The 18,924-nt window shown below is 68.5% G+C and carries 18 protein-coding genes; 6 read left to right on the top strand and 12 right to left on the bottom strand.

All coding sequences use genetic code 11. The features are described 5' to 3' along the window. Position 1 precedes the first annotated feature (1 nt). The 4 genes from OG801_RS19140 to OG801_RS19125 are packed head-to-tail and all read left to right on the top strand — an operon-like array spanning position 2 to position 4,810. Positions 2 to 1,228 (top strand): LLM class flavin-dependent oxidoreductase, encoded by a 1,227-nt coding sequence (locus OG801_RS19140; protein WP_406030569.1) that lies wholly within the window; start codon positions 2 to 4, stop codon positions 1,226 to 1,228. Next, the gene (locus OG801_RS19135) at positions 1,225 to 2,604 is read left to right on the top strand and encodes an NtaA/DmoA family FMN-dependent monooxygenase (protein ID WP_406030567.1); all 1,380 of its coding nucleotides are present in this window, start codon (positions 1,225 to 1,227) and stop codon (positions 2,602 to 2,604) included. The genes OG801_RS19140 and OG801_RS19135 overlap by 4 nt, the downstream gene beginning before the upstream one ends. Beyond that, complete coding sequence (locus tag OG801_RS19130) at positions 2,601 to 3,686, top strand: LLM class flavin-dependent oxidoreductase (protein ID WP_406030565.1); 1,086 nt, start codon at positions 2,601 to 2,603, stop codon at positions 3,684 to 3,686. The genes OG801_RS19135 and OG801_RS19130 overlap by 4 nt, the downstream gene beginning before the upstream one ends. Continuing rightward, a complete protein-coding gene (locus OG801_RS19125) occupies positions 3,683 to 4,810 on the top strand; it encodes an LLM class flavin-dependent oxidoreductase (RefSeq protein ID WP_406030563.1) in 1,128 nt (375 codons plus the stop codon). The genes OG801_RS19130 and OG801_RS19125 overlap by 4 nt, the downstream gene beginning before the upstream one ends. Before the next feature lie 21 nt (positions 4,811 to 4,831). On the opposite strand, the gene OG801_RS19120 is transcribed toward OG801_RS19125, so the two are convergent. From OG801_RS19120 to OG801_RS19080, 9 genes are all read right to left on the bottom strand, one after another. Further along, on the bottom strand, positions 4,832 to 5,626 hold the full coding sequence (locus OG801_RS19120; RefSeq protein ID WP_406030561.1) for a DUF1684 domain-containing protein: 795 nt from the start codon (positions 5,624 to 5,626) through the stop codon (positions 4,832 to 4,834). 17 nt (positions 5,627 to 5,643) lie between these two features. After that, positions 5,644 to 6,597 carry a transporter substrate-binding domain-containing protein gene (locus tag OG801_RS19115; RefSeq protein WP_406030559.1) on the bottom strand — a complete coding sequence of 318 codons (954 nt, stop codon included), beginning with the start codon at positions 6,595 to 6,597 and terminating at the stop codon, positions 5,644 to 5,646. A gap of 23 nt (positions 6,598 to 6,620) precedes the next feature. Continuing rightward, entirely contained in the window at positions 6,621 to 7,382 is a 762-nt protein-coding gene (locus tag OG801_RS19110) for an amino acid ABC transporter ATP-binding protein (protein ID WP_406030558.1), read from the bottom strand. Next, entirely contained in the window at positions 7,379 to 8,350 is a 972-nt protein-coding gene (locus OG801_RS19105) for an amino acid ABC transporter permease (protein WP_406030556.1), read from the bottom strand. Before OG801_RS19105 ends, OG801_RS19110 begins: the two co-directional genes overlap by 4 nt. 137 nt (positions 8,351 to 8,487) lie before the next feature. Beyond that, positions 8,488 to 9,987: an IMP dehydrogenase gene (gene guaB / locus OG801_RS19100; RefSeq protein WP_355020727.1), complete on the bottom strand. Its 1,500-nt coding sequence runs from the start codon at positions 9,985 to 9,987 to the stop codon at positions 8,488 to 8,490. Positions 9,988 to 10,114: 127 nt separating this feature from the next. Then, positions 10,115 to 11,014: a GNAT family N-acetyltransferase gene (locus OG801_RS19095; protein WP_406030554.1), complete on the bottom strand. Its 900-nt coding sequence runs from the start codon at positions 11,012 to 11,014 to the stop codon at positions 10,115 to 10,117. A gap of 75 nt (positions 11,015 to 11,089) precedes the next feature. Further along, entirely contained in the window at positions 11,090 to 11,875 is a 786-nt protein-coding gene (locus OG801_RS19090; RefSeq protein WP_406030552.1) for a DUF1684 domain-containing protein, read from the bottom strand. A 64-nt stretch (positions 11,876 to 11,939) separates the two neighbouring features. Further along, the gene (locus tag OG801_RS19085) at positions 11,940 to 12,695 is read right to left on the bottom strand and encodes a hypothetical protein (protein WP_406030550.1); all 756 of its coding nucleotides are present in this window, start codon (positions 12,693 to 12,695) and stop codon (positions 11,940 to 11,942) included. A 112-nt stretch (positions 12,696 to 12,807) separates the two neighbouring features. Further along, the gene (locus OG801_RS19080) at positions 12,808 to 14,322 is read right to left on the bottom strand and encodes a hypothetical protein (protein ID WP_355019864.1); all 1,515 of its coding nucleotides are present in this window, start codon (positions 14,320 to 14,322) and stop codon (positions 12,808 to 12,810) included. Between the two features lie 132 nt (positions 14,323 to 14,454). On the opposite strand from OG801_RS19080, the gene OG801_RS19075 reads away from it, so the two are divergent. Then, positions 14,455 to 15,123, top strand: coding sequence for a DUF305 domain-containing protein (locus OG801_RS19075; protein ID WP_406030548.1), 669 nt, complete (start codon positions 14,455 to 14,457; stop codon positions 15,121 to 15,123). A 19-nt stretch (positions 15,124 to 15,142) separates the two neighbouring features. Then, positions 15,143 to 15,892, top strand: coding sequence for a GH25 family lysozyme (locus OG801_RS19070; RefSeq protein ID WP_406030546.1), 750 nt, complete (start codon positions 15,143 to 15,145; stop codon positions 15,890 to 15,892). An 83-nt stretch (positions 15,893 to 15,975) separates the two neighbouring features. On the opposite strand, the gene groL is transcribed toward OG801_RS19070, so the two are convergent. From groL to OG801_RS19055, 3 genes are all read right to left on the bottom strand, one after another. Further along, positions 15,976 to 17,595 (bottom strand): chaperonin GroEL, encoded by a 1,620-nt coding sequence (groL, locus tag OG801_RS19065; RefSeq protein WP_355019867.1) that lies wholly within the window; start codon positions 17,593 to 17,595, stop codon positions 15,976 to 15,978. Positions 17,596 to 17,687: 92 nt separating this feature from the next. Further along, positions 17,688 to 17,981 (bottom strand): co-chaperone GroES, encoded by a 294-nt coding sequence (groES, locus tag OG801_RS19060; RefSeq protein ID WP_008362423.1) that lies wholly within the window; start codon positions 17,979 to 17,981, stop codon positions 17,688 to 17,690. 187 nt (positions 17,982 to 18,168) lie between these two features. Next, positions 18,169 to 18,783, bottom strand: a complete 615-nt coding sequence (locus tag OG801_RS19055) for a hypothetical protein (RefSeq protein ID WP_406030544.1) — start codon at positions 18,781 to 18,783, stop codon at positions 18,169 to 18,171. Positions 18,784 to 18,924 lie beyond the last annotated feature (141 nt).

Here is an 18,924-nt window from a genome sequence, read left to right as displayed (position 1 = left end):
CATGAGTGCGCCCCCATCTCGTCTTCAACTCGCCGTGGCTCTCGACGGCGCCGGGTGGCACCCGGCCGCCTGGCGGGAGCCGAACGCCTGGCCCGGTGATCTGCTGAAACCCGGCTATTGGGCCGGTCTCGTCCAGGAGGCCGAGGCCGGCCTGCTGGACTTCGTCACGATCGAGGACTCGCTCTCGATCCAGACCGACTCACCGTTCGGCACCGAGGACGACGACCGCACTGACCGGGTGCGCGGACGGCTCGACGCGGTGCTGATCGCCTCCCGGATCGCGCCGCTGACCAGGCACATCGGCATCGTGCCGACGGCGGTCGTGACCCACACCGAGCCCTTCCATCTCAGCAAGGCGATCGCGACCTTGGACTACGTGAGCCGGGGGCGGGCCGGCGTACGTGTTCAGGTCGCGCCGCGACCGCGGGACGCGGCGCTGTTCGGCCGGCGCGAGTTTCCGGAGATCTCGTACGCCGATCTGGAGTCCCCCGCCGGCGACGAGCTGATCCGAGATGCGGTCGCTGAGGCGGCCGACTACGTCGAGGTGCTGCGGCGGCTGTGGGACTCCTGGGAGGAAGACGCGGAGATCCGCGACGTCGCGACCGGGCGGTTCATCGACCGGGACAAGATCCACTACATCGACTTCGAAGGACTCCACTTCGACGTGAAGGGGCCCTCGATCACTCCACGGCCACCGCAGGGACAGCCGGTCGTGGCCGCCCTCGCCCACCGCGACCGGCCGTTCGAGCTGGTCGGGACCTCGGCCGATGTCGGGTTCGTGACGCCTCGGACGGCGGCCGACATCGCCTCGATCACCGCCGAGATCCGGGCCGCGCAGGACACCGCCGGACGCGGCGGCGAGACGGTCCACGTCTTCGGTGACATCGTCGTCCTCCTCGACGAGACCGAGCAGGGTGCCCGGGAGCGGCTGGCTCGCCTCGATGAGGCGGCCGGGGCTGCGTACGCCTCGGACGCACTGGTCTTCGCCGGCACCCCGGAGGGCCTCGCCGACCTGCTCGCGACCTGGCACGCCGCCGGGCTCTCCGGGTTCCGGCTGCGGCCGGCGGTGCTCCCCGACGACCTGAAGCAGATCACCCGCCGGCTCGTGCCCGAGCTGCAGAGGCGCGGGCTCTTCCACGATGCGTACGCCGAAGCGACCCTGCGGGGAGCGCTCGGTCTGCCGCGTCCCACCAGCCGCTACGCCACCACCGAGGGGACGCCCGCATGAGCACGCCGCGCAGCAACGACAGGCCGAAGAAGCAGATCCACCTCGCCGCCCACTTCCCCGGCGTCAACAACACCACCGTGTGGAGCGACCCGGCGTCGGGCAGCCACATCGAGTTCGACTCGTTCGTGGAGTTCGCGCAGATCGCCGAGCGCGGGCTGTTCGACTTCATGTTCCTCGCCGAGGGGCTGCGGCTGCGCGAGCAGGCCGGGGAGATCTACGACCTCGACGTGGTCGGTCGACCGGACACGTTCACGATCCTGGCCGCGCTCGCGGCGGTCACCGACCACCTCGGACTGACCGGCACGATCAACTCGACCTTCAACGAGCCCTACGAGGTGGCCCGCCAGTTCGCCTCCCTGGACCACCTCTCCGACGGGCGCGCCGCCTGGAACGTGGTCACCTCCTGGGACGCGTTCACCGGCGAGAACTTCCGGCGCGGCGGCTACCTTCCGCAGGGCGAGCGGTACGAGCGGGCCAAGACGTTCCTCGACGCCGCGATCCGGCTGTGGGACACCTGGAAGGGCGACGAGATCCTCGCCGACAAGACCTCCGGAGCCTTCCTGTCGACACCGCTCTCGACGCCGGCGCCGGGCGCCTTCGAGCACCACGACTCGCAGTTCGACATCAGCGGCCGGTTCAACGTCCCCCGCAGCCCGCAGGGGCGCCCGGTGATCTTCCAGGCCGGCGACTCCGAGAAGGGTCGCGAGTTCGCCGCACAGAAGGCCGACGCCATCTTCTCGCGGCACAGCCATCTGGAGGACGGTCAGCGGTTCTACGTCGATGTGAAGGGACGGCTGGAGAAGTACGGGCGCCGCCACGAGGACCTGCTGATCCTGCCCGCGGCCACCTTCGTCCTCGCCGACACCGACGCCGAGGCCGTCGAGCTGGCCCGGGAGATCAGGCTGCAGCAGGTCTCCCCCGCGACCGCGATCAAGCTGCTCGAGCAGCTGTGGAACCGCGACCTCTCCGACCACGACCCCGACGGCCCGCTCCCCACGGTCGACCCCTCGGAGAACGACGACCTGATCGCCAAGGGCCGCGCCAGCGCCCGATCGCACGGCGACCGGTTGGAGCAGGCCGAGCGCTGGCGGGCGATCTCCCGCGCGAAGGGGCTGAGCACCCGCGAGACGATCGTCGAGGTCACCGGCCGGCAGAGCTTCATCGGCTCGGCGGAGACGATCGCCGACACGATCGACACCTACGTGCAGAACGACGCCGCCGACGGCTACATCCTGGTCTCCCACATCACCCCCGGCGGTCTGGCGCCCTTCGTGGACCATGTCGTGCCGCTGCTCCAGGAGCGCGGCGTCTTCCGCACGGCCTACGAAGGGACCACGCTCCGCGAGAACCTCGGCCTGCGGGAGCCGACCAGATGAGGTTCCTGGCGATCACGCTCATCGTCCATCGTCCCGATCCGGTGACGGGGCAGCAGAAGGCGACGTACGACAGGTTCCAGGAGGTCGTCACCAACGCCGTCCTCGCCGAGGAGCTCGGCTTCGACGGGTTCGGGGTCGGCGAGCGGCACGAGCGGCCGTTCATCTCCTCCTCCCCGACCGTCGTCCTCTCCCACCTCGCCGCCCGTACGCAGCGCCTCCGGCTCTTCACCGCGGTGACGACACTGGCGCTGCTGGACCCGGTGCGCGCCTATGAGGACTACGCCACCCTCGACCACCTCTCCGGCGGCCGGCTCGAGCTGATCATCGGCAAGGGCAACGGCTCCGCTCAGCGTGACCTGTTCCAGGTGACGCCGGAGGACCAGTGGGACCGGAACGCGGAGTCGTACGAGATCTTCCGCAAGCTGTGGCGCCAGGATCGCGTGACCGCCTCGCCTCGCTTCCGCCCTGAGCTGGTCGAGGCGGAGGTGTGGCCGCGACCGCTGCAGCAGCCGGTGCGCGTGTGGCACGGGAGCGCCACCTCGAAGGAGTCCGTCGACCTCGCCGCGCGCTACGGCGACCCGCTGTTCTCGGCCAACGTCACCAACCCGATCGAGCCCTACGGCGAGCTGGTCGACCACTACCGCGAGCGCTGGGTGGCCTACGGCCACGACCCCGCCGACATCGCGATCGGCGCAGGGACCGCCGGCCTCTACGTAGCAAGGACGAGCCAGGAGGCGTACGCCGCCTATCGACCGGTCTTCGAGGGCCAGCTCGCCTTCCAGGCCGGCCTCGGGCTCGAGCCGGTCTTCCCGACCCTGGAGGACTTCGTCGAGAGGTCATCGGCGCTGGTCGGGTCGCCGCAGCAGGTGATCGAGAAGATCCACCGCTACCACGAGGGCTTCGGGCACCAGGTCGTCCACGTCCAGGCGGACGCCAGCGGCCTCACCGAGCAGCAGCACCGCGACAGCCTGGAGCTCTTCGCCACCGAGGTGGCCGCACCATTGCGGACCGCTCTCCCCGACCCACCCTGGGGCTGGGGCTCCCCGGCCGAGAGCATCTCCACGATCGGAGCACACCCATGAGCCGCACACCCTTGTCAGTCCTCGATCTCGTGCCGGTGTCCTCCGGGGCCTCCGGCGCCGATGCCGTACGCAACGCCATCTCGCTCGCGCAGGCGACCGAGTCCTTCGGCTATCACCGTTACTGGGTCGCCGAGCACCACCTCAACCCCGGGGTCGCCGGCACCTCGCCGGCGGTGGTCCTGGTCCTGCTGGGCGCGGCGACCTCGCGCATCCGGCTGGGTTCCGGCGCGGTGCTGATGGGGCACCGGACGGCGCTGTCGACGATCGAGGAGTTCGGGCTGCTCGACGCCGCCTTCCCCGGTCGGATCGACCTCGGCCTGGGCCGCTCCGGCGGCAGACCCGGGTCTGCCGGCGCGGTCGGCGCCTCGGTGGAGCTGGTCGACGGACGCACCCCAGAGGGCCTGCTCGTTCCACCCAAGTTCGATCCGAGCGGGCTGCTCGGGTCGCCGAGGTTCCAGCTCCAGAAGGAGCTCCTGCAGCTGCCCGGGGCGACCTCCGCCGACTACGGCGAGCAGATCGACACGATCCTCGCCTTCATCGACGGCACCTACCGGGATGCCGCTGGCACCCCGGCGCGGGTCGTACCCGGCGAGGGCGCCGAGCTCGAGCTGTGGGTGCTGGGGAGCAGTGGCGGCGAGAGCGCCGAGGTGGCCGGCAAGCGCGGCCTCCGGTTCGCGACGAACTACCACGTCAACCCCTCCGGCGTCCTCGAGGCAGCGCACTCATACCGCACCGCCTTCGCGCCCTCCGACACCCTGATCGCACCCCACGTCGCGGTCTCCGCCGACGTGGTGGTCGCCGAGACCGAGCAGGAAGCCCGCGAGCTCGCCACCGGCTACGGCCTCTGGGTCCGCTCCATCCGCACCGGCGAGGGCGCCATCCCGTTCCCGACCCCCGACGAGGCCCGCGCCTGGGAGTGGACCGAGGAGGACCGGGCCCTGGTCCAGGACCGTCTCGACACCCAGTTCGTCGGCACCGCTGCGCAAGTCGCCGATCAGCTGGAGATCCTCCAACGCGCCGTCGATGCGGATGAGCTGGTCATCACGACCATCACCCACGACCACGCCGACCGGGTCCGCTCCTATGACCTGATCGCCGAGGAGTGGGCCCGCCGCGGTCACTGAGGCCGCGGCGGGCCGGATGTGTCAGGGCTTCTTCTCCCCCGCCTCGACCGCTACCGGCAGCCGGTTGCCGGCCGGCGGGAGCGGGCAGGTGGCGTGGTCGGTGTAGGCGCACGGCAGATTGGTCGCGCGGTTGAAGTCGATCACCACGTCGCCGTCCGCGTCAGGCGCACCGACGGAGAGCGACCGGTTGGCGGCGTACGTCGTCCTGCCCGAGGTCTCGTCGACGAACAGCACGTGCAGAGAGCCGGGTGCGAAGCCGGGGAAGGCGATGAGGCTGTGCACGGCACCGCCCACCTCGAACTCGATCTCGCCGACGGCCTCGTAGACGTGCTCGAGGCCGTCTACGACCGAGCCGACGGTGGTCGGCACGGGCGTCTGGTAGGCGACGAAACGCCCGGGCACAGCCCACGCCGGGTCGGGCGCGTACGACTCGGTCCCCTGGTAGCCGGTCAGGACCGGGTTGTCGGGGTGGCGGGGGCGGATGATGTCGTTGCCGCCGCGCTTGGCGATCTCGACGACCGCGTCGCCGAACTCGGCGGTGATCCCGCCGCGCTCGTCGATGACGCCGAAGGAGTGCCGACCGGTGACCTCGACGCCGTCGATGACCAGCGACTCACCCGGTGCCAGCGAGACCACGATGCCCTCGGGGCCGCTCGACCAGGCGCCCGGCACGTCGTCGTACGTCTCCGGCTCCTCGCCGAGCCAGCGGATCGAGGTGATCGCGAGGAACCCGTGGGGCGAGGCGCGCTTCTTCTCGTGCTCCTCGTGCCAGGCGGTCCAGTCCTGGACGAAGGTGTCGGTGTCTGTGACGGTCATAGGTCCTCCCGGAAGGTTCAGAATGCCGGCTTCGGATTGAACTCCGATTTGTCGAGCTTTATGTCCGAAACGTCCCACTTCGTGAAGATCTTGTTGTAAGTCCCGTCGGTGATGAGCGCATTGATGGCATCGACGAGCACCTGACCCAGCGGCGACTTCTTGGCGACGACGAAGCCGACGTCGGTGAGGCTGAGCTCGCCGAGGTACTTCAGACCGGGCTGGTGGGAGACCAGGTACTTCAGCGACAGGGTCGGCCCGAAGTAGAGGTCGGTCTTGCCGTTCTGCAGACCGAGCAGGATCGCGGCGTTGTCCTTGAAGTACTCGACCTCGTAGGCCTTCTTGCCCGCCTTCTCGCACTCCGCGGCGCCGTCCTCGAGGATCTGCTGGAAGCTGGAGCCCGGCGACGTCGCCACCGTGTGCCCGCAGATGTCGGTCAGCGTCTCGACCTGGTCGAGGTCGCTGTCCTCGCGGGTGACGAACGACTGCCCGTCGAGCAGGTAGGTGGCGTAGTCGACCACCTTGATCCGCTCTGAGGTGACCGCGAAGTTGGCCTGGCCGACGTCGTACTTGCCGCTCTGGGTGCCCGGGACGATCGTCTCGAAGCTGCCGAACTCCGACTTCCAGGTCACCCCGAGCTTGGCCGCGAGCGCGTTGCGCAGGTCGATGTCGAGACCGATCTGCTCGCCCGACTGGTCCGAGCCACCGTGCGGGAGCCCCTGCTCGCCGGTCGCCTCGGTGGTGCCGAGGACGAGCGTCTTGGACTTCCGTACGTCAGCAGGCAGCCGCCCGGTCAGCGCCGGGTCCGCCTCGACGTCCGAGACGACGTCCTGGGTCGGGATCGCGGCCGGCTCGGCGGAGGCCGAGCCCGAGGACCCGATCCCGCGCTCGGCGTCGCTGAGCGTGTCGGAGGCATTGCCGCATCCGGCGAGGGCGAGGGCCGCGACGGCGACCAGGGCGAGCTTGAGCTTCATGGATCGGTTCCTTTTCTGGGGGCTCACAACACAGCGGAGAGGAACGCCCGAGCGCGCTCGTGGGTGGGAGAGACGAGTACGTCGCCGGGTGCCCCGGCCTCGACCAGCCGGCCATCGTCGAGGAAGACGACCTGGTCGGCGACCTCGCGCGCGAAGCCGATCTCGTGGGTGACCACGATCATCGTCATCCCGGTCTGGGCGAGGTCCTTCATCACGCCGAGCACCTCGCCGACCATCTCGGGGTCGAGCGCGGAGGTCGGCTCGTCGAAGAGCATCAGGTCGGGTTCGACCGCGAGCGCGCGGGCGATCGCCACGCGCTGCTGCTGACCACCCGACATCTGCCGCGGGTAGGAGCGCTCCCGATCAGCGAGGCCGACCCGGTCGAGCAGCTCGCGCCCGCGCGCCTCGGCCGCGCGGCGGCGTACGCCTGCGGCCAGCTGCCCCTCCAGGATGTTCTCCAGCGCAGTCTTGTGGGGGAACAGGTTGAACTGCTGGAAGACCATCCCGATCCGGCTGCGCTGCCGGGTGATCGCCCGGTCGGAGAGCTCCCGCAGCTGGTGACCGTCACGCCGGTAGCCGATGATCTCGCCGTCGACCTCGACGAAGCCGGCATCGGGCTTCTCCAGGTGGTTGACCGTACGCAGCAACGTCGACTTGCCCGAGCCCGACGGCCCCAGGACCACCGCCACCGAGCCCCGCGCGACGTCGAGGTCGATGCCGTCGAGGACCGTGTTGGGGCCGAACCGCTTGGTCAGGCCGCGGACCCGCACGAGGGGCTCGCTCATCGCAGCACCTCCAGCTCACGTCGCCGGGGCGAGCGCGGCACGAGCGGGAGCTGACCCCGCCACAGCCGCCAGAATCCGGTGCGTGCACCCTTGCCGCGGGCGTAGTAGCGCTCGACGAAGAACTGGATCGTCGACAGGATCGTGACCAGGATCAGATACCAGATGGTGGCGACCAGCAGCAGCGGGATGACCAGGTAGTTCTGCGCGTAGATCAGCTGCACCGAGTAGAGCAGGTCCTGCACCGCGATCACCGACACGATCGAGGTGCCCTTGAGCAGCCCGATCAGCAGGTTGCCGGAGGCCGGGATGATCGCGGGCATCGCCTGCGGGAGCACGATCCGCCAGAAGATCCGGGCCCTGGACAGGCCGAGCGCCTTGGCCGCCTCGGTCTGGCCCGCCTCGACCGAGACCAGGCCGCCACGGATGATCTCGGCGGCGAACGCGGCGATGTCGAAGGTGAGTCCGACGAAGGCCGCGAGCAGGCCGCTGAACAGGTGTGCCGTCTCGATCGTGACGAACGGTTTCAGGAACGGGATGCCCAGGCTGATCTGCGGATACAGCGAGGCCATCTGGAACCAGAAGAGCAGCTGCAGCAGGGGCGGCACGCTCCGGAAGAACCAGATGTAGACCGCGCTGACCGAGCTCAGCACCGGGTTCGAGGAGAGCCGCATGACCGCAAGCACGATGCCGAGCAGGTAGGAGCTCACCAGCACCGCGGCGGTCAGCCACAGGGTCAGCACAAGCCCGTCGAGGATCGAGGGGCGCAGGAAGAACGCGCCGACCACGTCCCAGTGGTAGCGCGGGTTCGTCACCAGGCTCTTCACGATCCCGGCGACGACCAGCAGCGCGAGCACCGCCGAGATCCACTGTCCCGGTTTGCGGCGCCCGACGAGCCGGGCATCGAGGAGCTCGTCGTCTCCGTCGCGAGCGAGCAGGGGGTGGCGACGTACGGCCTCATCAACACTCACGCGCGACCACCTCTATATGTCGAGTAACTTGCTCAACATTCTATCTGTAGAGGATGTTTCCGGGTGAGGCATCCGAGAAATGGGACGAGCCCCGAACCCAATGGGTTCGGGGCTCGACGCGCGAGAGCGTCGGTCGGTCAGACGTGGTAGTTCGGCGCCTCGGCGGTGACCTGGACGTCGTGGGGGTGCGACTCCTTGAGCGAGGCCGAGGTGATCCGCATGAAGCGTCCCTGGGTCTGGAGCTCGGGGATGGTGCGCGCGCCGACGTAGAACATGGTCTGGTGGAGGCCGCCGGTGAGCTGGTGGGCGACGGTGGCCAGCGAGCCCTTGTACGAGACCTGACCCTCGACACCCTCGGGGACGATCATGTCGTCGTCGGTGACCTCGGCCTGGAAGTAGCGGTCCTTGGAGAAGGACTTCTTGCCGCGGCTCGACATCGCGCCCATGGAGCCCATGCCGCGGTAGGCCTTGAACTGCTTGCCGTTGATCAGGACCGTGTCACCGGGGGTCTCCTCGGTGCCGGCGAGCATCGAGCCGAGCATCACCGTGTCGGCGCCGGCGACGATGGCCTTGCCGATCTCGCCGGAGTAGCGCAGACCGCCGTCGGCGATCACCGGGACGCCGGCGGGCTTGCAGGCCAGCGAGGCCTCGTAGACAGCGGAGATCTGCGGCACGCCGACGCCGGTGACGACGCGGGTGGTGCAGATCGAGCCCGGGCCGACACCGACCTTGACCGCGTCGGCGCCCGCGTCGACGAAGCTCTGCGCGCCTTCCTTGGTGGCGACGTTGCCGCCGATGACCTGGACGTGCTTGGTCGCCGGGTCGGTCTTGAGACGGTGGACCATGTCGATCAGCATGCGTACGTTGCCGTGGGCGGTGTCCGCGACCAGCACGTCGACACCGGCGTCGATCAGGGTGGTGGCCCGCTCCCAGGCGTCGCCGAAGTAGCCGATCGCGGCGCCGACGAGCAGCCGGCCCTGCGCGTCCTTGGAGGCGTCGGGGAACTGCTCGGACTTCACGAAGTCCTTGACGGTGATCAGGCCGGTGATGCGGCCGTCGGTGTCGACCAGCGGAAGCCGCTCGAGCTTGTGCTGACGCAGCAGCTTGGTGGCCTCTTCGCGCGAGATCTCGGCAGGACCGGTGATCAGGTCCTTCGAGGTCATCACCTCGTTGACCTTCGTGGTCGCCCACTCCGCGACCGGGGTGAACCGGAGGTCGCGGTTGGTGATGATGCCGATCAGCTTCTGGTCGACGTCGACGACGGGAAAGCCGGAGATCCGGTATTCACCGGCGAGCTTGTCGAGCTGCTCCAGCGTCGCGTCGGGGCCGATGGTGACGGGGTTGGAGATGATCCCGGTCTGGGTGCGCTTGACCAGGTCGACCTGGTAGGCCTGATCCTCGATGCTCAGGTTGCGGTGGAGCACTCCGATGCCGCCCTGGCGCGCCATCGCGATCGCCATCCGGGACTCGGTCACCGTGTCCATCGCCGCGGAGATCAGCGGGACCCGCAGGTTGATCTCGCGGGTGAGCCGGGAGGTCGTATCGATGTCAGACGGCGCCAGATCCGAGTATCCAGGCATCAGGAGTACGTCGTCGTAGGTGAGGCCGAGCGTCGCGAACTTCTCCGGGATCTCCATGGAGAAATGTTACGGCCGGGCCCCGAAGATCGCCGAAACGGCGAGACTTCTCTGGCTTTTCCTGCACTTCTCGGGTGTTGCAACGCCAGAGAAGTGCAGGAATATCCGGTTAACCGGGTATTCCTTCCTACCTGCTCAGCGGCTTGAGGTCCCGCACCGGCACCTTGACGGTCAGCAGGTCGCCGGCCATCCGGATGCGTCCGCGCATCCCGGCGGCGAGAACCATGGGCAGCACGGCCTGGTTGTCGGACTGGGTGGTGAGCAGGATCTCGTCGGCGCCGAGCATGTGCGCGAGCCTGGCGGTGTCGACCAGCAGCCGGGTGCCGATGCCGCGGCGCTGCCAGGCCGGGTCGACGCGCAGGTTGACGATGCGTACGTTCTCGTCGTCCTCGGTCGGCGCCAGGACCTCGCCGATGCCGACGGCGACGCCGTCGATCAGGGCGGTGACGGTCTCCCCGGTGACGACGAGGTCGGGGGTGCTTCCGGTGCCCAGGCGGCGTACGGGCGGGGTGGTGCCGATCGCCGCCGACTCGCGGCTGCGGTCGAGGACGTCGTTGACCAGGTCGGCCATCGCGGAGCCGCGGGCATGCTCGGTCGCGGTGAAGGGGGCGGTGCGGTGCAGCTGGACGTCGACGTCGGCGACCCGCAGCTCCATGGTGTCGTGGACGACCCCGGGCGGGGCCTCGGCCTCGGCGTCGAAGAGCTGGGCGACCACCTCCGGGAACGACATCGGCCGTTCCAGGACGTGCCGGGCGGCCTGCACGTAGCGCGTCGGCTGGTCGGCCAGAGCCGCCTCGGTCGCGGTCTGGATGACGATCGCGCCGCCACCTGCGGAGGAGATCAGGTCGCAGATCTCCTTCTCGCCCCAGCCTTCGGGCGTACGCAGCACGAACTCGTCGGTGACCTGCGCCAGCCCCGGGAAGATCTGCATCCCCAGGATGTTGACCCCGGCCTCACCACAGCGCTGCGCCAGCGCCGCCAGCGTGCCCGGTCGGTCCGGCAGCGTCGTACGCACTCTCCACAACATCGTCCCCACCATGAGCCCTAGTCTGCCTGTTTCGCTGTTTCTGGTCCGTTACCCACGGTTAAACCTTGGACGCAGTCAGTCCGCGGGCGGTCGCGGCGGGGTCTGTTCGCCCGCTTCGACGAGCACGTCGATGTGGTTGGTCGCGGGCGGGAGCGGGCAGGTGGCGTGGATCGTGTAGGCGCAGGGCATGTTGGCGGCGCGGTTGAAGTCGAGGACGACGGTGCCGTCGACCGGCGGATCGACGGCGAGCTGGCGGCAGGCGGCGTACGTCGTCACGCCACTGGTCTCGTCGGTGAACAGCAGCCACAGCTCGCCGTCGCCACCGTCGAACGCGATCAGCCGCTGCGGGCGGCCACTCACCTCGAACGCGACCTCCCCCACGGCGTCGATGACGCTCGAACGGCCCTCGACCACGGAGCCGACCGAGATCGGGCGGTTCGTCTCGTAGGCGGTGAAGGAGGCCCGGACCTGCCACGACGGGTCCGGAGCGTACGTCGGTGTGCCGGTGTAGTCGCGCAGGAACGGCCCGTCGGGCTGCCGCGGCCGCAGCACCGGGGTGCCGAAGCGGTCGGCGACCTCGACCGTCCCGCCGTCGAAGGTCGCGATCACGCCGACGGGATCCACGTGACCGAAGACGTGCCGGCCGGCGAGCTTGGCGCCGCCGAGCTCGAGCCACTCGCCCTCACCGAGCTCGACGACGGCGCCCTCCGGACCGGTCGACCAGACACCTGGGATGCCGGGGAACCGGACCGGCCTGCGGCCCAGCCAGTGCAGGCCGGTGATCGCCAGGAAACCTTCGGGGCTTCTCAGCTCGGCTTCCCGCTCATCGCGCCACCGTTGCCAAGACCGCTCGAAAGTCACGCGCTGCACTCTACAAAGACTTGCGTTGCCAGGTCTTGCAATGGTCGCTGCTTTTACCTCAGGTTTACCGTCGGCGCGCCTGACCCTTCACGCGAGAGAGCCGGGCCAGACGGATCGCGCCGCGGGCCGTGGTGACCAGGACGAGGTACCAGATCGCGGCCACCACCAGCAGCGGGATGATCAGGTGGTTGCGCTCCTCGAGCGCCTGGACGACCCCGAGCAGGTCGGTGATCGAGAGCACCGAGACCAGGCTCGTCATCTGGAGCGTCGTCACCAGAAGATCGCCCAGCGCGGTCAGCCGGTCACCGCCCGGGGCAGCCTTGGCCGCGTACGCTCCCATCGCCAGCGCCAGCCCCGTGATCGCCGCGTAGACCGGCGTGACCAGCCGGACCGCGTCGATGTGCACCCCCGGGATCCCGAAGGTGATGTCGGGAAAGATCAGCGCGATGTTGCTCCACAGCAGCAACTGGACGAGCACCGGGATGCTGCCGAAGACCCAGACGTACGCCGCCGCGATCCCCCCCAGCACCGGGTTGCCCGACCTCTCCATCCAGATCGCGACGATCCCGATCGCCCAGGCCACCGCGAAGACCAGCACGGTCAGCCGAATGGTGAGCCAGACTCCGGCGAGGACATCCGGGTGGAGCAGATAGCCGACCACTGCGCCCGGGAGCAGGTTCTCGTTCCTCAGCAGGCTCCACAGGAACCGGAGCAGCAGCAGTCCGAGAAGACCTGCCACCAGCCAATCGAGGAGACCGCGCCGGGTCAGCCAGACCGGGTATGCCCGGCCGGCCCTGTCGGCAGCAGCGGTCTCGGTCATCGCGGTGAACCATGGCCTGGTGCGATGACCAGAAGGTGTCGGCGAGCTGGTCATTCGCTGAAATCGCCGAGTCGGCGCATCCCGCCCCGGGATGCGCCGACTCGGCTATCAATCAGTAGGAGGGCTGAGCCTGGACGTTCAGCTCATCGAACCTGACCCGCTTCGCCGAGGCGACCCGGGGGTCGCGCAGGTCGAAGACGTCGAAGCCGCGCTGGATCTCGTTGGAGTAGATGTAGCCGTTGTAGTAGTAGGTCGACCAGGGTCCGGCGATCGTCGAGGTGTCCTCGAACGGACCACGGTCGAACCAGGCGATCTCCTTCGGGTTGGCCGAGTCGGTGAAGTCGTAGACCGACACACCGCCCTGATACCAGGCCTGGACCATGATGTCCTTGCCCTTGACCGGGATCAGCGAGCCGTTGTGGGCGACGCAGTTCTCGGTGTTGGACTGGGTGCGCGGGATCTTGTAGTAGGACTTGAAGACGAGCTGGCCGCCCTCGATGTCGTAGATGCCGTTGGCGCCCTTCTCCATTCCGGTCTCCGGGTTGCAGGTCGGCGCACCGCCGCCGCCGAGCTCGTCGGTGAAGACGACCTTGGTGCCGGTGTTGTTGAAGGTGGCCGAGTGCCAGAACGCGAAGTTCGCGGTGTCGGTGACCTGCTCGGTCACCACCGGGTTCTCGCGGTCGGAGATGTCCATCAGGATGCCGTCGCCCATGCAGGCGCCGGCGGCGATGTCCTTGGACGGGTAGGTGGTGATGTCGTGGCAGCCGGCGGTGTTGGTGTACCCGCCGTCGGGGAACAGCACCGGCTCGTTGACCACCGCGGCCCGCTCAGGCGCTCGCTTCGGGATCTTGACGATGCTGATCTTGTCGTGCGGAGGCTGGCAGTCGGGGTACTCCGCACGCGGACCGTACGAGGAGACGTACGCGTAGACGTCCCTCCCGTTCTTGCTCGGTGCCAGCGAGTGGGTGTGGGAGCCGCACTTGGTCTCGACCGCCGCGACGTACTCCGGGTCTCTCGGGTTGCTGATGTCGAAGACGCGGATGCCTTCCCACGACTCCTTGATCGCGGCCGACTGCGCCACGTTGTCGCAGGTGTTGTTGCTGCGGCTGGAGTCGACGGAGAGGACCAGCAGGTCGTCGTAGACGGAGATGTCGTTCTGGGACCCGGGGCAGGCGTACTGCTTGACGAGCTTCGGCTTCTTCGGGTTCTTGATGTCGATGACGTTGAACCCGTTGTAGTTGCCCGCGAACGCGTAGTGCCCCTGGAAGGCGAGGTCGCTGTTGAGGGCGTTGGCGGGCGTGAAGGCACCCGACTTGGGGATGTTGGCGATCAGGTGCATGTTGGGTGTGCCGTCGGACTCGCCGGCGGGCACGACCGGATTGTTGGCGCCGAGGTTGGCGAGGTCGTTGCCGGCGACGCAGGCGGAGGCAAAGTTGTCACCGAGCTTGGTGATCGCCTGCTTCTCCTCGGCGGTGCAGCTCGTCTGGGCCTCGGGAGCCTCGGTGGTCTCGGTGCCGTGGGTGTGGGACTCGTCTGCGGAGGACGGGGCGGCGACGGCCAGCCCTCCTGCGACAACCATGACCACCGCGATGGGGGCCAGGTATTGGGTGGGTCGTCTAAGCCTCATGTTCGCAAGCCTTCCGAGTCGGCCGCCGTGGGGTGGCACGGGCAGGACCACTCAACTTTAGTAAAAGTCGTACACGAGAGGCAGGGAATATGAATAAATTGTTCACCTCTGCGGGATCTCGGAAGGAGACACGTGCGCGGTAGGCGGTTGGGTGTCATCACATCGGGTGTCGTGTTCGCGGCGATCTCGCTCGGCGGGTGCGGAGGTTCCTCGGACGACGCGCACGGCGAGCACGCAGGTCACTCGCCCAGCCCGGAGGCGGCCGCCCAGTCGGCCCCCGTGGTCCAGGGCGGAGCGCCGGGTGAGGCCGCGACGACGATCTCGCCCTCGGCTGCTGCCACGGACCCGTGGACCCAGACCGATGCCGACTTCGTGACGATGATGATCCCGCACCACGCCCAGGCGCTGGAGATGACCCGGCTGGCGCGCGAGCACGGCGTCCACCCCGAGGTCGTCTCTTTGGCCAAACGCATCGAGTCGGCCCAGGGCCCCGAGATCGTGGCGATGAGCGGTTGGCTCAACACCCGCGGGCTGCGGGTGCCGCGTGCCTCTGACCCCGCGCACACCATGGCCGGCATGCTCACGCCGGATCAGATGAGCGAGCTCGGCAAGGCCCGTGGCCAGGAGTTCGACCGGCTCTTCCTTACCGGGATGATCCAGCACCACCAGGGCGCCCTGGAGATGGCCGAGCCGATGGCCTCCAAGGGCAGCGACGCGCTGGCGATCGAGATGGCGACGGACGTCGAGGCCACCCAGTCGGTCGAGATCGACATCATGGAGAAGCTGCTCGAAGAGTTGTGAGAACCGGTACGGTTCCGCGGTGCCCCTCGCCCCCGCCCGCCGTCGACGCGTGCTGATCGGCTCCGCCGTCGTCGTCTGCCTCGCCCTGATCATGACCGCGCTGGTCTACACCGGCGTCGTGATGCCGACCCGTCTGTTCGCGGCCAAGTACGACGTACGCGGCATCGACGTCTCCCACCACAACGGCACCATCGACTGGCCACGGGTCGCCGAGCAGGACATCGACTTCGCCTGGATCAAGGCGACCGAGGGCTCTGCGCACGTGGACACGCGCTTCGCCGCCAACTGGGCCGAGGCCCAGCGAGCCGGAATCGCGACCGGCGCCTACCACTTCATGAGCTTCGAGAGCCCCGGCGCCGACCAGGCGCACAACATGATCGCCACCGTGCCTCGCGTGGCCGGCACTCTCGCCCCGGTCGTCGACCTGGAGCCCTATGGCTCCTTCAAGGGGAACCTGCCGCCCGCCACCGAGGTCCGCGCCATCCTGGACCCTCTGCTCGCCAAGCTCGAGGCGCACTACGGCATCGCGCCGGTCATCTACACCACCCCGTCGGCCTACCGCGCCTACCTGGTCGACCTCTACCCCGACAACCCCATCTGGTTCCGCTCCGTCGCCTGGCCGCCCCGGGTGCCCGACGGACGCGACTGGACCGTGTGGCAGTACTCCAACCGCGACCGGCTCGACGGAGTCGGCAGCGCGGACGAGGCGTACGTCGATATGAACGTGCTCTCGGACGACGTCGATCTCGACTCGCTGATCGTTCGCTGAAATCGCCGAGTCGGCGCATCCTGACCCTCTCGCTCGCTTAGCTTCGCGAGGTACTGGTCAGGATGCGCCGACTCGGCTTTGAATCAGTGGCCGTGACCGTGGCCGTGACCGGCCGCGGGCGCCTCTTCCTCTTCCGGCTTGTCGACGACCAGGGTCTCGGTCGTGAGCAGCATGCCCGCGATCGAGGTGGCGTTGATCAGCGCGGAGCGGGTGACCTTGACGGGGTCGATGACGCCCTGGGCGACCAGGTCGCCGTACTCACCCGTGGCGGCGTTGAAGCCCTGGCCGACGCCGAGCTCGCGGACCTTGGTGGTGATGACGTAGCCGTTGTCGCCACCGTTCTCGGCGATCCAGCGCAGCGGCTCGTCGGCGGCCTTGCGGACGACGCGTACGCCGACCGCCTCGTCGCCCTCGAGGCCGAGGTCCTTCTCCAGGACGGAGACGGCGTGGATCAGCGCGGAGCCACCGCCGGCGACGATGCCCTCCTCGATGGCGGCGCGGGTCGCGGAGACAGCGTCCTCGATGCGGTGCTTCTTCTCCTTGAGCTCCACCTCGGTGTGAGCGCCGACCTTGATCACGCAGACGCCACCGGCGAGCTTGGCGAGGCGCTCCTGGAGCTTCTCGCGGTCCCAGTCGGAGTCGGTGCGCTCGATCTCGGACTTGATCTCGTTGACGCGACCCTCGACCGCGGCAGCGTCGCCGCCGCCTTCGACGATCGTGGTGTTGTCCTTCGTGACCGTGATCCGGCGAGCGGTGCCGAGCACCTCGAGGCCGACCTGGTCGAGCTTGAGGCCGACCTCCTCGGCGACGACCTGCGCGCCGGTGAGGATCGCGATGTCCTGCAGCATGGCCTTGCGGCGGTCACCGAACGCGGGCGCCTTGACGGCGGTCGCGTTGAAGGTGCCCTTGATCTTGTTCACGACCAGGGTCGAGAGGGCTTCGCCCTCGACGTCCTCGGCGATGATGAACAGCGGCTTGCCGGCAGCGATGACCTTCTCCAGCAGCGGCAGGAGCTCCTGGATGGAGCTGATCTTGCCCTGGACGAGCAGGATCAGCGGCTCGTCGATGACGGCCTCCATCCGCTCCTGGTCGGTCACGAAGTACTGAGAGATGTAGCCCTTGTCGAACTGCATACCCTCGGTGAACTCGAGCTCGGTGCCGGTGGTGTTGGACTCCTCGACGGTGATGACACCGTCCTTGCCCACCTTCGCGAAGGCCTCGGCGAGGATCTCGCCGATCTTCGCGTCGCGGGAGGAGATGGTGGCGACCGAGGCCATGTCGGACTCGTCGACGACCTCGCGGGCGGCGGCACGCAGGGCGTCGCCGACGGCGGCCGCGGCGGCGTCCATACCGCGCTTGAGGCTCATCGGGTTCGCACCGGCGGCAACCGCGCGCAGACCCTCGTGGACCATCGCCTGAGCGAGGACGGTCGCGGTGGTCGTACCGTCACCAGCGATGTCGTTGGTCTTGGTCGCAACCTCCTTGGTGAGCTGAGCACCAAGGTTCTCGAACGGGTCGTCCAGCTCGATCTCACGCGCGACGGTGACACCGTCGTTGGTGATGGTCGGAGCGCCCCACTTCTTGTCGAGGACGACGTAGCGGCCCTTGGGGCCCAGCGTCACCTTGACGGCGTTGGCGAGGGCGTCGACGCCACGCTCGAGGGCGCGGCGGGCGTTCTCGTCGAACTCCAGGATCTTCGGCATTAGTATTTACTCCCTAGTACGCAGAACGCGGCCGGGGCCCAGGACTTGATAAACCCCGTCGGCCCGGCCGCGTTGATGCGAGACGGATGACGTCAGGCGATGACCGCGAGGATGTCGCGAGCCGAGAGGATGAGGTACTCCTCGCCGGCGTACTTCACCTCGGTGCCGCCGTACTTGCTGTAGATGACCTTGTCGCCCACGGCGACGTCGAGCGGGACGCGGTTGCCCTTGTCGTCGATGCGACCCGGGCCGAGCGCCAGGACCTCGCCCTCCTGGGGCTTCTCCTTGGCGGTGTCCGGGATGACCAGACCGGAGGCGGTGGTCTGCTCGGCCTCGACGGCCTTGACGACGATCCGGTCCTCAAGAGGCTTGATGTTGACCGACACTGTGTCGACCTCCCCATTTCTTTTCTACGGAGTCAGACTTCGGTGGGTGTTGCTACGTCTGTGCTTGCGATCTGCCACGTACGCCGTCGCGGGGGTCGCACCTGGCTCGCAAGCGCTGGCACACTCAGGGGGAGAGTGCCAAAGCAGACGTTAGCACTCGACTGCAATGAGTGCCAGCAAGGCCGCTCTATCGACGCCTGTCGCTGCCCGGGAGCCTCACCAGGAGCGCGATCACACCGGCGAGGAGACCGACGATGATGATGCCGCCGGCAACCACGAGCGATCGCAGATTCTCCTCGTCGCCCTCGTCCTCGAACTCCTTGACCGAAGTGATCTGGAGCTCTTCACCGTCGCTCAGCGCCGGCATCCGCGATGAGTCCTCGGGCAGCGCGGAGATCTCGACAGAGGGCTTCCGACTCGGCTTCTGCTCCTTCTCGGTCGCACTGGCCGACGGCGCGCGCTCCTTCTCGGGCTTCTTCGCCGCCCCCGCAGCCCTCTCCTCGTCCTCTGCCGCGGCGCTCTGCTCCGCTTCGGCCTCAGCCGTCTGGCCCGCCTCGTCGTTCTCGCCCTGCCCGCCTTCGGCTTCCTCCTCTGCCTCGGGCTCGTCCTCTTCCTCGGGCTCGTCCGACGAGGGGACCCGGGTGTACTCCACCGAGTAACCCTCGATCGGGCGCCCGTCGCTGTGCCAGACAACTGTGGTGCGTTGCGGCGTGGACAGGGTGCGCACCTCCGAGCTGCCCCGCCTGCCCCGGCCGTCCACGCAGTAGGACACGATCAGGTAGCCCTCGGGCGCAGTCACCACGCTTGAGGAATCACCGTCAAGCTCGCGGTAATCGTCACCGCGCATGCAGTGACGCACCGGGGTCACCGTGTCAGCGGATGCTGGCGTGGCGAACAACAACGACAGCAGAGTCATGACGCCCGCGAGCGCCCAGAGGCTCAC

Source organism: Nocardioides sp. NBC_00163, assembly GCF_045206295.1.
In the GTDB taxonomy this organism is placed as follows: domain Bacteria; phylum Actinomycetota; class Actinomycetes; order Propionibacteriales; family Nocardioidaceae; genus Nocardioides.
Note: the sequence above shows the minus strand (reverse complement) of the source record. Positions and strands in the feature narration are given on the sequence as shown.

Bases quoted from the DNA above. Each gene is read 5' to 3' on its own strand.
- groL (WP_355019867.1), bottom strand. From the start codon at position 17,595: ATGCCGAAGATCCTGGAGTTCGACGAGAACGCCCGCCGCGCCCTCGAG.
- OG801_RS19080 (WP_355019864.1), bottom strand. From the start codon at position 14,322: ATGAGGCTTAGACGACCCACCCAATACCTGGCCCCCATCGCGGTGGTC.
- OG801_RS19095 (WP_406030554.1), bottom strand. From the start codon at position 11,014: ATGTTGTGGAGAGTGCGTACGACGCTGCCGGACCGACCGGGCACGCTG.
- OG801_RS19110 (WP_406030558.1), bottom strand. From the start codon at position 7,382: ATGAGCGAGCCCCTCGTGCGGGTCCGCGGCCTGACCAAGCGGTTCGGC.
- OG801_RS19125 (WP_406030563.1), top strand. From the start codon at position 3,683: ATGAGCCGCACACCCTTGTCAGTCCTCGATCTCGTGCCGGTGTCCTCC.
- OG801_RS19085 (WP_406030550.1), bottom strand. From the start codon at position 12,695: ATGACCGAGACCGCTGCTGCCGACAGGGCCGGCCGGGCATACCCGGTC.
- OG801_RS19120 (WP_406030561.1), bottom strand. From the start codon at position 5,626: ATGACCGTCACAGACACCGACACCTTCGTCCAGGACTGGACCGCCTGG.
- OG801_RS19140 (WP_406030569.1), top strand. From the start codon at position 2: ATGAGTGCGCCCCCATCTCGTCTTCAACTCGCCGTGGCTCTCGACGGC.
- OG801_RS19115 (WP_406030559.1), bottom strand. From the start codon at position 6,597: ATGAAGCTCAAGCTCGCCCTGGTCGCCGTCGCGGCCCTCGCCCTCGCC.
- OG801_RS19135 (WP_406030567.1), top strand. From the start codon at position 1,225: ATGAGCACGCCGCGCAGCAACGACAGGCCGAAGAAGCAGATCCACCTC.
- OG801_RS19130 (WP_406030565.1), top strand. From the start codon at position 2,601: ATGAGGTTCCTGGCGATCACGCTCATCGTCCATCGTCCCGATCCGGTG.
- guaB (WP_355020727.1), bottom strand. From the start codon at position 9,987: ATGGAGATCCCGGAGAAGTTCGCGACGCTCGGCCTCACCTACGACGAC.